Origin of the sequence: Paenibacillus brasilensis, assembly GCF_009363115.1 — a bacterium.
In the GTDB taxonomy this organism is placed as follows: domain Bacteria; phylum Bacillota; class Bacilli; order Paenibacillales; family Paenibacillaceae; genus Paenibacillus; species Paenibacillus brasilensis.
Map to the genome: position 1 here is coordinate 1312028 of NZ_CP045298.1, position 16280 is coordinate 1328307.

At 47.3% G+C, this 16280-nt stretch carries 13 protein-coding genes and 1 pseudogene; 1 reads left to right on the forward strand and 13 read right to left on the reverse strand.

Annotated elements, in window-relative coordinates:
* Positions 1-6: 6 nt before the first annotated feature.
* The 8 genes from GCU48_RS06200 to GCU48_RS06235 form a co-directional block, all read right to left on the reverse strand.
* Entirely contained in the window at positions 7-876 is an 870-nt protein-coding gene (locus GCU48_RS06200; protein ID WP_152379430.1) for a CheR family methyltransferase, read from the reverse strand.
* Positions 877-954: 78 nt separating this feature from the next.
* Positions 955-4671, reverse strand: a complete 3717-nt coding sequence (locus GCU48_RS06205) for a response regulator (RefSeq protein WP_152379431.1) — start codon at positions 4669-4671, stop codon at positions 955-957.
* The gene (locus tag GCU48_RS06210; protein ID WP_152379432.1) at positions 4655-5836 is read right to left on the reverse strand and encodes a PP2C family protein-serine/threonine phosphatase; all 1182 of its coding nucleotides are present in this window, start codon (positions 5834-5836) and stop codon (positions 4655-4657) included. Before GCU48_RS06210 ends, GCU48_RS06205 begins: the two co-directional genes overlap by 17 nt.
* 177 nt (positions 5837-6013) lie before the next feature.
* A complete protein-coding gene (locus GCU48_RS06215; RefSeq protein ID WP_152379433.1) occupies positions 6014-6349 on the reverse strand; it encodes a YflT domain-containing protein in 336 nt (111 codons plus the stop codon).
* Positions 6350-6446: 97 nt separating this feature from the next.
* Positions 6447-6965 carry a hypothetical protein gene (locus GCU48_RS06220; protein WP_152379434.1) on the reverse strand — a complete coding sequence of 173 codons (519 nt, stop codon included), beginning with the start codon at positions 6963-6965 and terminating at the stop codon, positions 6447-6449.
* Positions 6966-7015: 50 nt separating this feature from the next.
* Positions 7016-7492: a DUF948 domain-containing protein gene (locus tag GCU48_RS06225; protein ID WP_025717066.1), complete on the reverse strand. Its 477-nt coding sequence runs from the start codon at positions 7490-7492 to the stop codon at positions 7016-7018.
* Between the two features lie 410 nt (positions 7493-7902).
* A complete protein-coding gene (locus tag GCU48_RS06230; protein ID WP_152379435.1) occupies positions 7903-9072 on the reverse strand; it encodes a C40 family peptidase in 1170 nt (389 codons plus the stop codon).
* A gap of 190 nt (positions 9073-9262) precedes the next feature.
* Positions 9263-10132 carry a cation diffusion facilitator family transporter gene (locus GCU48_RS06235; RefSeq protein WP_152382117.1) on the reverse strand — a complete coding sequence of 290 codons (870 nt, stop codon included), beginning with the start codon at positions 10130-10132 and terminating at the stop codon, positions 9263-9265.
* A 323-nt stretch (positions 10133-10455) separates the two neighbouring features.
* Between GCU48_RS06235 and GCU48_RS06240 the strand changes: the two genes are divergently transcribed.
* On the forward strand, positions 10456-10641 hold the full coding sequence (locus GCU48_RS06240; protein ID WP_010344684.1) for a hypothetical protein: 186 nt from the start codon (positions 10456-10458) through the stop codon (positions 10639-10641).
* A 198-nt stretch (positions 10642-10839) separates the two neighbouring features.
* Here the strand turns inward: GCU48_RS06240 and GCU48_RS06245 are convergent, their stop codons facing one another.
* The 5 genes and pseudogenes from GCU48_RS06245 to GCU48_RS06265 form a co-directional block, all read right to left on the reverse strand.
* Entirely contained in the window at positions 10840-12468 is a 1629-nt protein-coding gene (locus GCU48_RS06245; RefSeq protein WP_025717063.1) for an ABC-F family ATP-binding cassette domain-containing protein, read from the reverse strand.
* Between the two features lie 241 nt (positions 12469-12709).
* Entirely contained in the window at positions 12710-13489 is a 780-nt protein-coding gene (locus tag GCU48_RS06250; RefSeq protein ID WP_152379436.1) for an ABC transporter ATP-binding protein, read from the reverse strand.
* A complete protein-coding gene (locus GCU48_RS06255) occupies positions 13479-14462 on the reverse strand; it encodes a FecCD family ABC transporter permease (RefSeq protein WP_152379437.1) in 984 nt (327 codons plus the stop codon). Before GCU48_RS06255 ends, GCU48_RS06250 begins: the two co-directional genes overlap by 11 nt.
* Before the next feature lie 15 nt (positions 14463-14477).
* A pseudogene (locus tag GCU48_RS06260) lies at positions 14478-15304 on the reverse strand (ABC transporter substrate-binding protein).
* A 160-nt stretch (positions 15305-15464) separates the two neighbouring features.
* On the reverse strand, positions 15465-16238 hold the full coding sequence (locus GCU48_RS06265; protein WP_244316249.1) for an NEAT domain-containing protein: 774 nt from the start codon (positions 16236-16238) through the stop codon (positions 15465-15467).
* Positions 16239-16280 lie beyond the last annotated feature (42 nt).

Here is a 16280-nt window from a genome sequence, read left to right on the forward strand (position 1 = left end):
ACATCTCTATTTAATCTTCCGGTATATTTTTTCTAACCGGTCCAGCGGCTCGTAGGAATCACTATAATCGGTAAAATGTATGGATTCCTTGGCCCCAAGCACCAACACGCCAAAATGACTCAAGCTATCGTAAAACAACCCATGTACGTGGTTGCGAAGTTCGTCGTTAAAATAGATCATGACATTCCGGCAAAAAATAATATTAAATTCATTAAAGGACCGGTCTGTCGCCAGGTTGTGCTCCGCAAAAATGATGTTTTTACGTAAAAAGGGGTGAAACATCACTGAATCATACTTGGCTGTATAGTATTCAGAGAACGATTGCGTGCCACCTGACTCCAAATAATTTTTGGTATACAGCTTCATTCGATCAATCCCGTATACGCCTTCCTTCGCCTGCTGTAAAGACAGATTATTCATATCCGTCGCATAAATACGGGCCTTATCATATAAGCCCTCCTCATGCAGCAGAATCGCCATAGAGTATACTTCCTCACCTGTAGAGCACCCTGCATGCCATATTCGAATGTACGGATACGTCCGCAAAATCGGTATGATTTTCTGCCTGAATTTCAAAAATAGCTCCGGGTCGCGGAACATCTCGGTCACTGGAATCGAAAGGCTCTGTACCAGCCTGTCGAAGGCGCTGCGGTCATGCAGCACCTTCTCCTGAAGCCCTGATACCGTGCTTACATTTTCGGACTGTGCATGATAATAAATACGCCGCTTGATCGAAGGCAGAGCATAATTGCGAAAATCATAGCCGTACAGTCGATGTATTCCTTCCAGCAACAGCTCAATCTCGATCATTTCCCGCTCCGTGTCGTTCGATTTTGATTCCCTAGCAGCATTATCCACCATATCCTTCGATGTCATAATCTCTCTCCAATTCCTGAATAGATTCTGCCTGTACCGCTCAATTATGTGTTGATGTATATTACCCAATTTTTTGGGCTACGAATACAGCCATACCCGCATTAATGACAAAAGCTGTTCGGTTTGAATCGGCTTTTTCACATAATCGGAAGCGCCCGCCTCAATACACTTGGAACGATCATCCTTCATGGCCTTGGCCGTCAGCGCGATAATAGGCAGCTTCTCAAATTGTGGCATCAGCCGGATACGCCGCATGGCCTCATATCCATCCATTTCCGGCATCATCATATCCATTAGGATCAGATCAAAATCAGGTGTTTGCTCCAGCAACTCCAGCGCCTCTCTGCCATTTTCCGCAAAGGTGACTTCCATGCGATAGCTTTCCAGCACGCTCGACAGAGCGAATACATTGCGGATATCATCATCGACCAGCAGTATCTTTTTACCTTCAAACAGTTCTTCCTTGTTGTATAGCTTCTGCAAAATTTTGCGTTTATCCTCAGGAAGATTCGCCTCGACCCGATGCAGGAACAGCGTGGTTTCATCCAAAAGCCGTTCCGGGGATTTGACATCCTTAATAATAATAGACTCTGCATATTTGCGAAGTTGCGTTTCTTCTTTGCTGTCCAGATCCTTGCCTGTGTAAATAATAATCGGCAGATCGGTTAGCTGCTCATTCTCCCGAATACGATCCAACAGCTCAAAGCCTGTCATGTCGCTCAGCATCAGATCCAGCACCATGCAGTCATACCGCTGGGTTTCCAACTCATTCAACGCTTCGAGACCAGTCGATACTGCCGTAATGGCGACATCATCATGGTCAATCAGTTCAATGATGGATTTACGCTGATTATCGTCATCCTCGACTACGAGGAGGCGTTTTACCGTTTGGTCTGTATACGATTTAATATGTGAAAATGCCTTATCCAAACTTTCCTTCGAGGATGGCTTTTTGAGGTAGGCAATCGCGCCCATCATCAATCCTTGCTTCACATCATCTATGACCGAGATGACATGCACCGGAATATGGCGTGTTGACGAATTTCCTTTCAACTCGCCCAAAATCGACCAGCCATCCATCACAGGCAGCTGAATATCTAAAATAATGGCATCCGGTAAATAGGATTGGGCCATGCTCAGCCCATCGTCTCCCTGGAGAGCAATAAGTGCCTTAAAGTCTCGGCTCCGGGCCATATCGTACAGAATATTAGCAAAATGAACGTCATCCTCAATAATGAGCAACACCTTATCCTTCGAGGTAATCTCATTTCGGTCGTCCCCTGGATGTATAATGTCCTCCGGTTTGCTCTTCGAAGGCATCTGATACAACGGCAAGCGTTTAGCAGGCATAATCATAGGGAGATCCTCTTCGGCCGCTGCTGCGACATCCTCGATATCCGGGTTCATATGCACTCCATTAAGACTCTCTCTCGAATGTTCCATATCCGCAACCGTAGGCGTTTGTTCCGGCAAATACAGTGTAAAGCAACTGCCCTGCCCCTGCTCAGATTCCACGGTAATGGCACCGCCCAGCAATCTGGAAAGCTCGCGACTGATCGACAGACCAAGCCCCGTTCCGCCGTATTTGCGGCTGGTGGTTCCATCTACCTGCTGAAAGGCTTCGAAGATCAGCTCCATTTTATCTGAAGCAATCCCGATGCCCGTATCACGTACGGACAGAGCCAGATAAGACTTTTGTGGATTCAGCAGACCAGGAAGCTGCTCTCCGCTTGCCCGAGACACACTGAAACGAATAGAGCCTTCTGTAGTAAATTTGAGCGCATTGGACAGCAAATTACGTAAAATTTGTTTGAGACGATAACCGTCACTTATAATGGCCTCCGGTAGATTTTCTTCGATCTCGGTATGCAGCTGAAGCGCTCGTTTGGCTGCAACTGGGGCAAAATTCTGCTCCACAAATAACTCCAGTTCCTTCAAATGGACTGCTTCATGATTAATATCCATTTTTCCAGCGTCCACCTTGGATAAATCCAGAATTTCATCAATCATTTTCAACAAATCCGCGCCTGACATATAAATGGTTTGTGCATATTCCACTTGTTTGGGCTTAAGATTGCCTTCCTTGTTTTCAGACAGGAGCTGAGAAAGAATAAGCAAGCTATTTAGCGGAGTCCGCAGTTCATGAGACATGTTGGCCAAAAACTCGGATTTGTACTTGCTTGTGATCCCCAACTGCATTGCCTGCTGCTCCAACTGGGCTCGCGCGCGTTCGATCTCGTCGTTCTTTTCTTCCACTTCCCGAACCTGTTCTTCCAGCGCTCTCGTTTTGGCAATTAGCTCGGTATTAAAATGCTCCAATTCCTCCTGTTGACGCTGTAGCAGTTCTTCGGAACGTTTAAGCTCCTCTGTCTGCTCCTCCAGGCTTTCGTTGGAGCGCTTGAGTTCCTCTTGCTGGGTTTGCAGTTCTTCGGACTGGCATTGCAATTCCTCAGTCAGCGCCTGCGATTCACGCAGCAATTGCTCAACCCGCATCCGTCCCTTGATGTTGTTCAAAATGATTCCCAGGCTTTCTACCAATTGAGCAAGCAGCTTCGTTTCCAGCTCACTGAAGCGATCCAATGACGCAATTTCTACGGCACCAATGCATTCATCTTCGAACAAAATAGGGAAAATCATAATTCCCACCGGCTTACTTTCTCCCAAGGCGGAGCCAATGGACAAGTAACCGTCAGGCGCCTCAGTAATCAGGATCGGCTTACGATCCAGAACACACTGTCCAAGCAAACCTTCGCCCACATGGATGGTATCCTTAAGCAAATCTTTGTCGTCCGGCTTGGCATAGGAACCATACAGCTTAAATCGGTTCTCTTCTACATCCTTACCTTGCAAATAAAGCGCTCCATAGCTGCCTCCCAAAATGGGCGTAAATTCGCTGATAAACATCTGAGCAACCTGCTCCAGTGAATTCACCCCTCGGAACAGTTCAGTCACCCGTGCAGTATTGGCATTAAGCCAGTTTTGATCCTTCTGCGTCTGAAGAACGGAACGTTCAAATTTCCGCTTCTCCTCCAGGTCTCCGGCCATTTGTTGAAATACGCGAGCAACCTCGCCAATTTCGTCCTTGGATGCGACACTCATCCGGCTGAGTGCCCTGTATTTTCCTTTGCCAAAGCCATTGATCATCAGATTAACAGTATTCAAGCCTTTGGCTATGCTAGGAAGCACCCATAAGATAACCAGTAACCCCATCATAAGACCGACAGCCATCAGAATCGTGGTCATCTGCACAGATTCCTCATAAGCCTGATTGGCTTGCTTCATGTCGTTGTCTATTTCCCGATCCTGAAAAACAGCCAGGGCATTAATGCTGTCCATCGCTTCCTCTTGAGCAGGCAATCCCGTACTATTGCGGAAAGCATTCGCCTCATCAATACGATCTTGTCCCAATAAGGAAACAAGTCTCTCTTCGTAACTTAGAAATTCCTTCCATGCAACAGCAACCCGGTCAACCTGCTGTTGCTCTTCACTCGTCCCGGAACCCGTTTCCAAACTAGCCAGCACTTTCGTTCCTGTAGCGGAAATATTATCAAGCTCGCGTTTGGCCTCACTGACGGAGGAGCCCGGATTCAGGATCAAGTTGGCCATAACCTTGGCCATATCATTCACCTGACCGCGGATAGCCGTTGTTTTGCGGACCTTCATATAACGATCCTGATAGACCTGATTTAACTGCTCATTCAGGCTCCCCATCTGATTATAGCTAATCAATGTCAGCACAAGGAGGATCGCCATAAGCGATCCAAAGCCGATCAGCAGCTTATTTCTGATTTTCATGCAAGCCCTCTCCCTCTTTCAATGAAATCCAGATCAGGCACTTGTCATCATCGCGATCCTGAGGTGCCTCTCTCCGAAAAAAAGCATCCAGCATCGCTTCTTCATTCCATTGCTCATACTTGCGCAGACATGCAGTCAAATACTCCATTTGCTCCTCATATTCGCCCTCTACGGCCTCCAGCAAGCCATCCGTATACAAAGCGATATGCCCCGCTCCTTCATAATGGATCGTGTGCATTTCGGCATCAATTTTATCAAACAAGCCTACCGGACTACAGGCCCGGTCGAACTTGATGATGCTGCCGTCCTGACCGAACAGCAAACCGGGAGGATGCCCTGCGTTCACATAGTCAATCCGCCGGGAACGAGTATCAATCACCAAATAGATCGCTGTAAAATAATACTGTACCAGCTGTTTGCCGAGATCCAGTTGGTTAAAACGGCGATTCAACTCCTGTATGACCTTCTCAGGCTCTACATATGTGGTCACGGTATCCTTAAGCACTGACGCAATGAACATGCAGAACAGCGAGGAAGAAATGCCATGCCCCATCATATCCAGCAGGATGATGGCATACCTTCCTTCTCCTAGCGAATACCATGAATATAAATCCCCCGCTAATTCAAAGGAAGGCTGATATAGTGCATTCACTTCCAGCACCGGGTCTTGAATAGCTGGACTCAGCACCGCCTGCTGTACCATCGCAGCCAACTTCAGCTCATCCTGAATCCGCTGATCCCGATCCTTATGCCAGTCCTTTTCCTGCTTAAGACGCAAGGCAGATCGGATTCTCGCCATGAGCTCCACCTTGTTAATCGGTTTCGTGACGTAATCGACGGCCCCTACATCCAGTGCTTCAGCCAGTTTTTTGGAATCGCCTACAGCGGTCACCATGATGATCGGAATATCTTTTAAATGCTCATATTCCTGTACAATGCTGCAAGCCTCAATGCCGTCCATTTCGGGCATCATCATATCCAGCAGCACCAAATCAATATCCGAAGGACGGGGTCGGAGACTAATGGTACGATCGCCAATCCCCAGATGCTCCAACATTTCTGCGGCTGAGCTAGCTGAAATAACATCTCTGTAATTTTCCTTTTTTAGTATTTCGCGAATAATAATGACATTGGTCGGATTATCGTCAACAATTAGAATTCTCATTGGCCTCTCCTTATCTGTAACCCATGTATTATACTATACCTGCTTAAGCGGCAACATCCTCGTTGATTAGAAATAGCGTTCCCTTAAAGAGACGTGCCCGTAAAGAAGGCATTCCAAAAACATAGATAAGGAATGAGGTTGAAACCCCATTCCTTATCTATGTTTTTGGAGGACCCGTTAAGCACTCGTACTGAGGTTAATGCCCTGATCCAGTTCTTTTTCATAAAAATCAGCTTCCGTGTCTGTAAATCCCAGGGAAGTAATCTTGGCACGAAGCTCGTCGCCCCGGGAACGGAACAAATTGGCTAATGAGTCGAAAACGCCCTCTTCCTTAATCCCGATTTCCTTGGCATCCACCGTATCGGCAATACGCTCCGTCCGATCCTGATCATGAGCAAGCACGAACACATCCTCATAACGATAGCCCGTGTTGCGCAACTCATTCACTGCTCCAACGGCTTGTACACCGTTCTCTACCACTTTGGCATAAGATTTGTGATGGGTCTGATTCATGTTTCTCACGCTCCTTTAAGGATTGACTTCTCTGACTATTACACGCTACACATGCATTTGAAACTTCCATGTTATGTCAAGAGCTTAAAAAATGGATTTACCACTCGGTCTCATCAAAAAACTCAACATATTTGGGCTTATCTGACATTTCATCCGTAAATACTTTAATCGCTCGCTGTCCGCGTACATATACCTCTCCGTCCTCTGCTGTAAATTGTGAGCCACCGAGCGCCTGATCCAGCGTTTGCCGTTTCAGCGGCAGCCACTCATCATTTACCTTAATTCGACCAGCAGCAGGGTCTACATGCACATAGGAAACGACATCCCTACGCATGCCTACTATGACGTCAGGATATTGATATTCTGTAGAAAGCTGCAGCATATCCTTCTTTATCCGAAGCGGCTTGCCCAGTTTTTTCAATACATCTGCGCGTGTATCCTCCAGAGATATGCCATTTAATGTTTGAAAATCAGCCGGTACGGCATGTTGGGCGGGGATCGTCTGCACAGCCTTCACCATATGCCCCGCTGCTTGCGGGGAAACGGTTTGGTGAACCGTATCCTGTCCGGAAAAGGGAGTGAGCAAACCAGCAATCAGTAATAAAGTCTTCATCATAAATCTCACCCTTTCAATGAATTTCCTGTAGTTTACGGTTCAAGCCTGTGCTACTGGCGCATTTTCTGCCACAGGCTGGCAGCGATATCCACATAGCTTAACCAGTTTTTAGCCGACTTCGCCGCAGGCTCCTCATAGGTCGCATTGTAGCTTTGGACCGTCCGCTCTGTTGCGGTTAAAGGTCTGTCCGCTGTGTTATGTGGCTTTTGGAACCGGGTCATTAACGCGGTCGAAGCCTGCTTGGCAGCCAATGTCACTTCGCTCAGCACCTCGCCCAGGTTTTTAACAGATTCCATCACAGGCTCTATTTGCTTTAATTTATGATCAACATCTGCGGTGATGTCATTCGCATGTCGAACCGTTTGTTTTACTTCGTAGCTCAGTTCGTCGACTGTCTTTTGTACATCCTGCAAGGTTAGAGTCACCTTATCCAAAGAGCCTTGTGCTGCTTTAAGTGTTTTAATAAGGAAAATTACGAGAACTGCAAATGCGATAGCGATAATAAAAATACTGATCTGTGTTAACATGGCGTAACCTCTCTTTCATCCTTCACGATGATGTGTATGATTACTGCATAGTTACCCTTTACATTCAGACGCGAAACAACGTTGAAACTTGCTTCTTCTTCGCACCCAGGCGCTATGCTTCATGGAATAGATCATGGTTTAAAACACTGTATAATGATGACACAGCCACGAAAATACGAATGATTTTGCATCACCCGCAATTGAGCCCTAACAGGCACGAGTATGCCACATTATATACAAAAAAGGAGGATGCGGAACAGGTTGAAATGGTTCGAAGAAAACAGACTTCGTATTGTTGGCATAGACGCGGCAGATGTAATATTCGCCCCATATTAAAAAAGGATGTTTCCAACCTGATTACAGGGCTGGGAACATCCTTTTTTGATGCGAGTTTTTAGTATTTGCGACGTTTATTGGATTACGCTGCCCCCGAACAGGAAACGGTCCTGCCAAGCTTTGCTGAAATCCGTGACTTTCACACCGCCACCCGCTACAGAAAACGTATGAAGAAGCTTGTTGTCTCCCAAATATACAGCAACGTGTGTGATCGTTTGGGAGGAATTATCCAGGGACGTGTATGCCCCGGAAGAAGCATTATAGTTGGTAAAGAAGAGCAAATCGCCACGTTTGAGTGTAGTCATGTCGGTATTCGGCTGACTGTTTTGTTTGATCCACTCACCCTGTGAACGAGAATCTGCCGGAAGCTGGATACCTACAGCCTGACGGAAAATTTGGCGGGTAAATGCAGAGCAATCAAAAGTAGCCGTACTGTTACGATCAGAACCATATTGATAGGGTGTCCCGAGGTAAGTCATACCTGTGTTAATAACCTGTTCGATCGCAGCCGCTGCATCGCCGTAAGGCAAGCTAACCGTCGGCGCAGGAGACGCTACCGCAGGCAGAGCAGCAGGATCTGAAGCAGGTGCCTCTGCAGAAGCCACAGGCTGCTCCACAACAACACCCTCACCAATACGAATATATTGTGGAGATGAGCTGACATAGCCTGTAGTACCATCAGCCGTGGTAATCTTGAACCAATAAGAGTTACTTGGATCGGTAATTGTAACGACATCCCCTGTATTCAAATAACCCAAAATCTCGGAAGAAGTGGATGCCTCAGCCCGCAAACGAACGGACGTTTGAATCGTAGCTTTCGTTTGACCGGCAGAACTATTCACTGAGGCTGGAGCCTCTTTAGTTGAAACATTGTTTTTAACGGGTTCAGTGATTTCCGGCTTACGGCTGGCAGACGGGGTGACAGTAGCAGCAACGCTGGTAGCGCCAACTTTTATGTACTTGCCGGAGCTGCTCGTGTATCCGGTAACTCCACCAGAGGTCTTGACCTTATACCAATAGCTGTTTGTTTTCTCCAATACCGTTACGGCCTCTCCCTGCTTCATAAAGCTGACGACATCCCCCGTCGTTGAAGGATTGGATCTGAGCTTTACAGCCGCTTGAATAACCGCCTTCTGACCTGTGGATGCTGTCGATGCCGCTGCGTCAACCTGACCCGGCGATACGTGAATTGCTGCCAATAGCGCGGCTGACGTCATGAGCGTTCCCATCACACGTCTTCTCAATGTTGCACCTCCTGGCTGTTTTTACGAATTTGAGAGCATATCCAATTCCGACCAATATAGCCGGACATGCCTTCATTATAGTAAAAGCAGCAGGAAGAGAGATATAATCCAAAAGTCACAAAAGAGAACGCATCCACCTTTTATATCTAGGCCTAAAGTCTCTTTTAACGTTAACTATTTAATAATTAAACTATAATTTGGGTTCCACATGAACGTGGACATGCATCGTGTTATGAACCTCTTGCAAGCGTTCCTCAATTCGGTCACTGATTCGATGTCCTTCAATCAAGCTGAGTTTCGGATTCACCTCAATGACCACATCCACCAGCGCATGATTACCGTGTACCCGTGCCTTAACGTCTCGAATCCCCTCTACTCCAGGGATATGGGCAATCGTACTCCGTAGGTCAGACAGCTCCTGCTCGTCAAATCCATCTGTCAAACTGTGTGTAGAATCTTTAAAGATATCCCATGCCGTCTTACATATAATAAATCCTACCGCGATCGCCGCAACAGTATCGAGCCATGGCAATCCGAACTGTGCGCCGATAATGCCTATCGCTGCTCCAACACTGACAAGCGCATCTGACAGATTATCCTTAGCCGCCGCCTGCAAAGCCTTATTGTTAATCTGCCGGGCCAGTCTGCTATTGTAAAGGTATACTCCCAACATAATAACTGCACAAATCACTGCTACACCTGCGGAGATGATATCCGGTGTTTGCTTTCCACCCTTAAAAATGCTTCCGATTCCATCAATAAGCACCTGAAGACCGACGACAGCCATAATAAAGGACGCCAGCAGCGCTGCGATCGTTTCTGCGCGAAAATGTCCGTAGGCATGATCAGAATCCGGCGGTTTCTGGGATATTCTCAGGCCAATCAGCACGGCCACAGACACCACAATATCGGTGACATTGTTAAAGCCATCGGCCAGTAACGCGCTGGAAGCAAAAATATATCCACTAATCAGCTTGAATCCGGACAGCAAAAGGTAAGCGCTTATGCTCACCCACGCCCCTCGTTCACCTTTTCGTATTTCATCATACACATTTACCACAACGGAGGACACTCCTTCAAAAGCAACTGTTAGTTTCAGCATAGCAGACGATCTTTGTGTGGGTCTACAGAAACAGTCTTTCCTCTCCGCATCGCTGTAGGAACAACGAAAAAGTATTGCCGAGCCCCATTCCTGTAGAGGTTGCAAAACATTTTTTCCTTCGTGCAAAAAACAGACTCTCCGCTCCCAGTCCGCCCTATGCTCGTGTTATTATTGTTGCCCTTGTCCCTTCTTTTAAAAACGTATAAAATGAGGACACAGCCGCGTTGTTCTTCAATCAGCATGATTGACATGAATCTGGCGGCAACAGGAGGAATTTATTCATGAGCGATGCCAATGAACCACGTAAAATTAATCTTGCAGATGCCATTAAGGAAAAACTGGCACAAAAAAAACAGCAGTCCGGCGCTTCACAGCAGGGCGGCTTTCAAGGCGGTTCCACCAAAACATTGAAAAGCCAAAATACGAAGAAGCCGAACAACCAACGCCGTCGCACAGGTGGATCATAAGCCACCCAGTCGCCTAGCTCCATAGGCTAGTACGGTAATGGAGGCCTAACGAGGCTAATCCTGCCTCGTTACCAGAACCGAGTGTTATGGACAACGGCACAAACGAAAAGAGGAGCCTCCCCAGCCATATCCATGGCTCAGGGAGCTCCTCTTTCGTTTATCTATTTGCTGAAATTAGCTGGGTTAGCTGTTAAGGTATTAGCCGATTTCTACCGGATACATACGCTCACGCAATTTCGCAATTTCTTCGCTTTCCAAGTATTCATCATAGCTCATCGTACGGTCGATTACACCGTTTGGTGTAATTTCGACGATGCGGTTCGCGATGGTTTGAATAAACTGATGGTCATGGGAAGTGAACAAAATGGTACCGTCAAAGTCGATCAGACCATTGTTCAGCGCTGTGATGGATTCCAGATCCAAGTGATTGGTTGGTTCCTCCAGCAGCAGCACATTGGCGCCATTCAACATCATTTTCGCCAGCATACAGCGAACCTTTTCTCCCCCCGACAGCACGCTTGCTTTCTTAAGCGCTTCTTCTCCTGAGAAAAGCATACGTCCCAAGAAGCCACGCAGGAACGTTTCGTCCTGATCCTTTGAATATTGACGCAGCCATTCCACAAGATTCATGTCCACACCTTCAAAATAGGTGGAGTTATCTTTCGGGAAATACGCCTGGCTGGTCGTAATCCCCCAGGAAAATTCGCCGTTGTCCGCTTCCAGCTCATTCATCAAGATTTGGAAAAGCGTCGTTTTAGGCAGGCCATTCGGGCCAACGAACGCAATTTTATCCCCTTTGTTCACAACCAGACTGAACTCGTTCAGCACTTGCTCGCCTTCAACGGTTTTACTGAGGCTATCTACGGTCAGCAGCTGCTTGCCCGCTTCACGCTCAGGCTTGAAGTTAATGAACGGATATTTACGGTTCGACGGACGGATGTCGTCCAGCGTAATTTTATCCAATTGCTTTTTACGCGAGGTTGCCTGTTTGGACTTGGAAGCATTCGCGGAGAAACGCTGGATAAAAGCCTGCAGTTCCTTAATCTTCTCTTCCTTCTTCTTGTTGGCATCACGAGCCAGTGTAAGCGCGAGCTGGCTGGACTCATACCAGAAGTCGTAGTTACCGACATACATCTGAATTTTACCGAAATCAATATCCGCAATATGCGTACATACCTTGTTCAGGAAGTGACGGTCATGGGATACGACAATAACGGTGCCTTCATAGTCCATCAGAAAGTTTTCGAGCCATTGAATGGATTCGAGATCCAAATGGTTGGTAGGCTCATCGAGCAGCAAATTGTTCGGACGACCAAACAACGCTTGTGCCAAGAGAACGCGGACCTTATCGTTGCCGCTCATCTCAGCCATCTTTTTATCATGCAGGTCACGCGGAATACCAAGGCCGATCAGCAATGCGGCCGCATCCGGCTCGGCATCCCAGCCGTTCAGCTCTGCAAATTCGCCTTCCAGCTCACCAGCGCGCAAACCGTCTGCTTCGGAAAACTCAGCTTTAGCGTACAGCGCATCCTTTTCCTTCATGATCTCATACAGACGCGTGTGGCCCATAATAACGGTTTCCAGAACAGGGAATTCATCGTATTCATAATGGTTCTGCTTGAGCACTGCCATCCGTTCGCCCGGTGTCATGTGGACCTCGCCTGAATTGGCTTCGATTTCACCGGAAAGAATTTTCAAAAAAGTGGATTTGCCCGCGCCATTCGCCCCAATCAGGCCGTAGCAGTTCCCGGGAGTAAATTTGATATTTACGTCTTCAAAAAGTGGGCGTTTACCATAACGAAGCGTTACGCCGCTTGTACTGATCATATAAGCATACCATCCTTATCATTAGTTAAGTGCTAAACACAAAATTACCGACGGCAATAGTATAACACACAAAAGATCGGAATCGAACTGTAGTATAAGTAGAATACCACCAGAACATCAGGTCATATCTTACAATAAAATAAAAAATGCTTCTGTCTCGACAATTGTCACCCCTGACAAATACGCGGACCAGAACCATTTTCTTGTTTTTTAAACTCAATACCTCCAGAAGCCAGAGCTGTCAGGAAACACCGACACCCATCGGAATAAGATACATTCCCGCCTCGTCGTCCTGTCTTACAACGACCTCCACACCATAGACGGCTTGAATCAGCTCGGATGTTGCAACCTTTGCGGGCGGGCCGTTTGCTATGATCCGTCCTTCCTTCATAGCGATCATCACGTCGCTATACCGAATAGCCTGATTAATATCATGCAGCACCATCACGATGGTCAGGCCGTGCTCCTGATTTAACTGCCGGATAAGCTCCAAAATCTCAAGCTGGTAATACATATCCAGATAAGTCGTTGGCTCGTCCAAAAATAAAATCGGCGTTCGCTGTGCCAAGGCCATCGCAATCCATACGCGCTGTCGTTCTCCCCCTGAAAGCTGATCCAGCGTACGTGTTCTGCGTTCCTCCAGGTTGGTACAGGCCATCGCCCATTCAACTGCTTCCTCGTCCTCGTCCCGGTTGCCTGTGAACATATGCTTATGAGGCAGTCTTCCGAAGCTGACAAGCTTCTCTACCGTCAAGTCCGATGGCGCCTCATTTTGCTGGTGAACCACCGCTAATTGACGGGCCAATTCCTTGGGCTTATAGCGGGTAAGCTCCTTGCCGTCCAAAACCACTTGTCCCAACCGGGGAACCGCATTGTTGGACATTACACTAAGCAGCGTCGATTTGCCGCAACCATTGGGACCAATAATAGTGGTAATCTGTCCCGGTTCAATCACAGCATTAATGGCGTGTAGACGATCCGTTTTGCGGTCGTATGAAAAGGTAATATCCTTAATGTCCATAGGTGCGATCCGCCTTTCTGATCAGGAATATCAGGAACGGTCCGCCAATGACGGCCATAATAATAGAAGCCGGAATTTCGTTGGGAGCAAGCATCGTCCGCCCAAGCGTATCTGCGAGCAGAAGCAGCAAGCCGCCACCCAAGGCGGAGAATGGAATCAGCCACTTGTGATCCGAACCTACCAAATAACGGGCACAATGGGGAACGAGCAGGCCGATAAAGGCGATAACTCCTGCGATGGCTGTAGCCGTTGCTGCCAGCAGCACGGCAACGACGGAAATCAAAAGTCGTGCGCGCGTCACATTGAATCCGAGGTTTTTAGCCGTTTTATCTTGAAGGGACAAGAAATTACACCAAGAAAACACAAGCATGGCCAAAATCAACCCCATTCCGCCGTAGGTCACGATCACCTCAACATCAACCCATTTTTTCATGGACAGGGTCGAGGTCGTGACCTGATTAATGCTGGTGACCGCATAACTTCCCCGATAGTTAAACGACTGCCCCAAACCGGAAAAAATGGCATTCACAGCCACCCCGATCAAGATCAGACGAATCGGGTGCAGACCTGACTTCCAGGAAAATCCGTAGACCATCAGGCAGGCCAGCGCACCGCCGACAAAAGAAAAGAACGGCATCCAGAAATAAAGCGCCGGAAAGATCGTCACCGCAATCAGCGAGATCAATGCCGCTCCCGAAGAAATACCGATAACCCCGGCATCTGCCAGCGGATTTTTCATGACAGCTTGCAGCAAGACGCCCGCCACTGCAAGAGCTGCTCCAGCCATCACAGCGACAATAATTCTCGGTAATCTCAAATCCTTAACCACATTGACCTGCTCATCTGTCCCTGTCCACAAACCTGTAACCAATTGACTCAAGTTGACCTTGAGACTGCCCGTCATCGCCGAATACAAAATGACGCCGATAAGCAGGACGGTCACAATGATAATGCTCCAACCTTTTTTTGACATGTCATCAGCTTCCTTTTAGTTCGAAGGGTACAACATCTTCATCAACTCATCCAGCGCCGAGCTGGCAGCCAGATTGCCTGTGGTGCCAAACAGCGGCTCCGGCAGATCGTAGACGTGTCCTTTTTTTACTGCGTTAAAATGCTTCCAGATGTCGTTGGTTTTGAACTCATCGTCGAACATTTTGACCAGATCGCCAATATAGGAATGCTCGGTAGCCACCAGATAACTTCCCGGTACCCCCAGCAAAATCAGGACCTTAGGAGATTTCTTTCCCTTGATTTTCTGTTGAATCTCGGCTATTTTGGCATCCAAAGCTCCATTTATCTCTTTTGCCTTTTCGGCTTTATCAAACCTGTCCCCCAGCTTTTGGATTTCCTTTTGCATATTCGCAAGGCTTTCAAAATTCAAAAATTCAGCATTGATATTCAAGTCCTTAAACTTGGGCTCCAGATCATATTTAAGCGTCGTGACCGATAATACATCGTCGGCTTCAGTGACATCACTTTTTCCATATCAGGGCTCATCGGATTACCCACATCAGGGACATCGTTGTATCGGTCAGGCAGTGCTTTTGTACTTGTCGGCTTGCCTGCCAAATCCAAACCCAGTGCATCCGTAATTTCCGTAATGGCTACCGTAGTTGCAACAATACGCGGGGTTTGGGCTTTATCATCAGACAACTTTCCTATGACCTCAGACGTTGCTGACGGTTTTGAACCATTGCTACTGCTCTGTTCAGCCTCTGCTCCTCCCGAGCATCCGGCAAGCAACAAGATTAGAATACCGATCAACATGTAAAAGCAGAATGATTTGCCTTGTGCAAAAGCTGTATAGCGTTTCATGAAAATCAAATCACCTCAATTCAAAATATTAGAGAGGACAACATAAGCCCCAGCTTTTTCGGGTATGTAAATGCTGACAAGTCTTGATGCCTGGCACCAAGACTTGCTCGCATACAAATTATGCTGTTTATTTGGACATCATTGATGTCATAGCCTGAGTTTACTTCACTTTCAGGCTTGCTTCATCAAATTGGAACTGAACCGTATACCAGTGATCATATGGCACCCCGCCCAGGACCAAGCCAGGCACAATGACGTGGGTGTAGGCACTGATTTTCCGAGACAAGTCCCCTACCTCGAATTGAACGACGCGCGTATCGCCGGATGTTGAGATTACTTCTACGTCTTTCAGGGTACCGTTCTGCTCCACTTGTAGAACCGGCATCCAGGAGCTATTTTTCAAAGTGACTTGAATATAGCGCTTGTCTCCCTTTTCAATCAATGTAGCCGGCTTATCGAGGTAGCCATCCATAACAGAGGCTTCACCCGTCTTATCTTTAAATACGTTGTAATTGATCGTGTACTGCTTCTCAGTAGCTGCGGGCTGAACGGGTTGTTCCGCTACGGGCTTTTGTTCAGCCACAGGTGTGGTTATTTGTGCTGCTTTATCCGTAGAGGCTGGTGCCGGTTCAGCGCCGGTTGCAGTTGTAGCTGCACTTACTCCCTCACCTTTAAGTGATGCACGGTCAAATTGAATTTGTCCGCCAAATTTTTCATTTAAAATGTATTTCTCAGGCAGATATACCTGCGCATATACACTCAGCTTTTTGTCCAAATCAGGGACTTCAAAGGCGATGGTGCTCGTGTCACCCTTTGTGCTGGAACCAATAATGGTCGGAGTGGTATACCGGCCTTCAAAATCGGTTTGGAATTGTTTCAAAGCCTGTCTGTCCGTAATGGTCAGATGAGCCTGAACCCTGCGTTCCCGCGCCATATGCTTTTTAGGGCCAGTACCAGCGTAGCTGACACAGACCGT

What these genes read in the sequence shown, in the direction of transcription:
- GCU48_RS06240 (WP_010344684.1), top strand. Translation starts at nt 10,456, where the DNA reads ATGAGCGATGCCAATGAACCACGTAAAATTAATCTTGCAGATGCCATT.
- GCU48_RS06200 (WP_152379430.1), bottom strand. Translation starts at nt 876, where the DNA reads ATGACATCGAAGGATATGGTGGATAATGCTGCTAGGGAATCAAAATCG.
- GCU48_RS06245 (WP_025717063.1), bottom strand. Translation starts at nt 12,468, where the DNA reads ATGATCAGTACAAGCGGCGTAACGCTTCGTTATGGTAAACGCCCACTT.
- GCU48_RS06220 (WP_152379434.1), bottom strand. Translation starts at nt 6,965, where the DNA reads ATGATGAAGACTTTATTACTGATTGCTGGTTTGCTCACTCCCTTTTCC.
- GCU48_RS06205 (WP_152379431.1), bottom strand. Translation starts at nt 4,671, where the DNA reads ATGAAAATCAGAAATAAGCTGCTGATCGGCTTTGGATCGCTTATGGCG.
- GCU48_RS06225 (WP_025717066.1), bottom strand. Translation starts at nt 7,492, where the DNA reads ATGTTAACACAGATCAGTATTTTTATTATCGCTATCGCATTTGCAGTT.
- GCU48_RS06255 (WP_152379437.1), bottom strand. Translation starts at nt 14,462, where the DNA reads ATGTCAAAAAAAGGTTGGAGCATTATCATTGTGACCGTCCTGCTTATC.
- GCU48_RS06250 (WP_152379436.1), bottom strand. Translation starts at nt 13,489, where the DNA reads ATGGACATTAAGGATATTACCTTTTCATACGACCGCAAAACGGATCGT.
- GCU48_RS06210 (WP_152379432.1), bottom strand. Translation starts at nt 5,836, where the DNA reads ATGAGAATTCTAATTGTTGACGATAATCCGACCAATGTCATTATTATT.
- GCU48_RS06265 (WP_244316249.1), bottom strand. Translation starts at nt 16,238, where the DNA reads ATGGCGCGGGAACGCAGGGTTCAGGCTCATCTGACCATTACGGACAGA.
- GCU48_RS06215 (WP_152379433.1), bottom strand. Translation starts at nt 6,349, where the DNA reads ATGAATCAGACCCATCACAAATCTTATGCCAAAGTGGTAGAGAACGGT.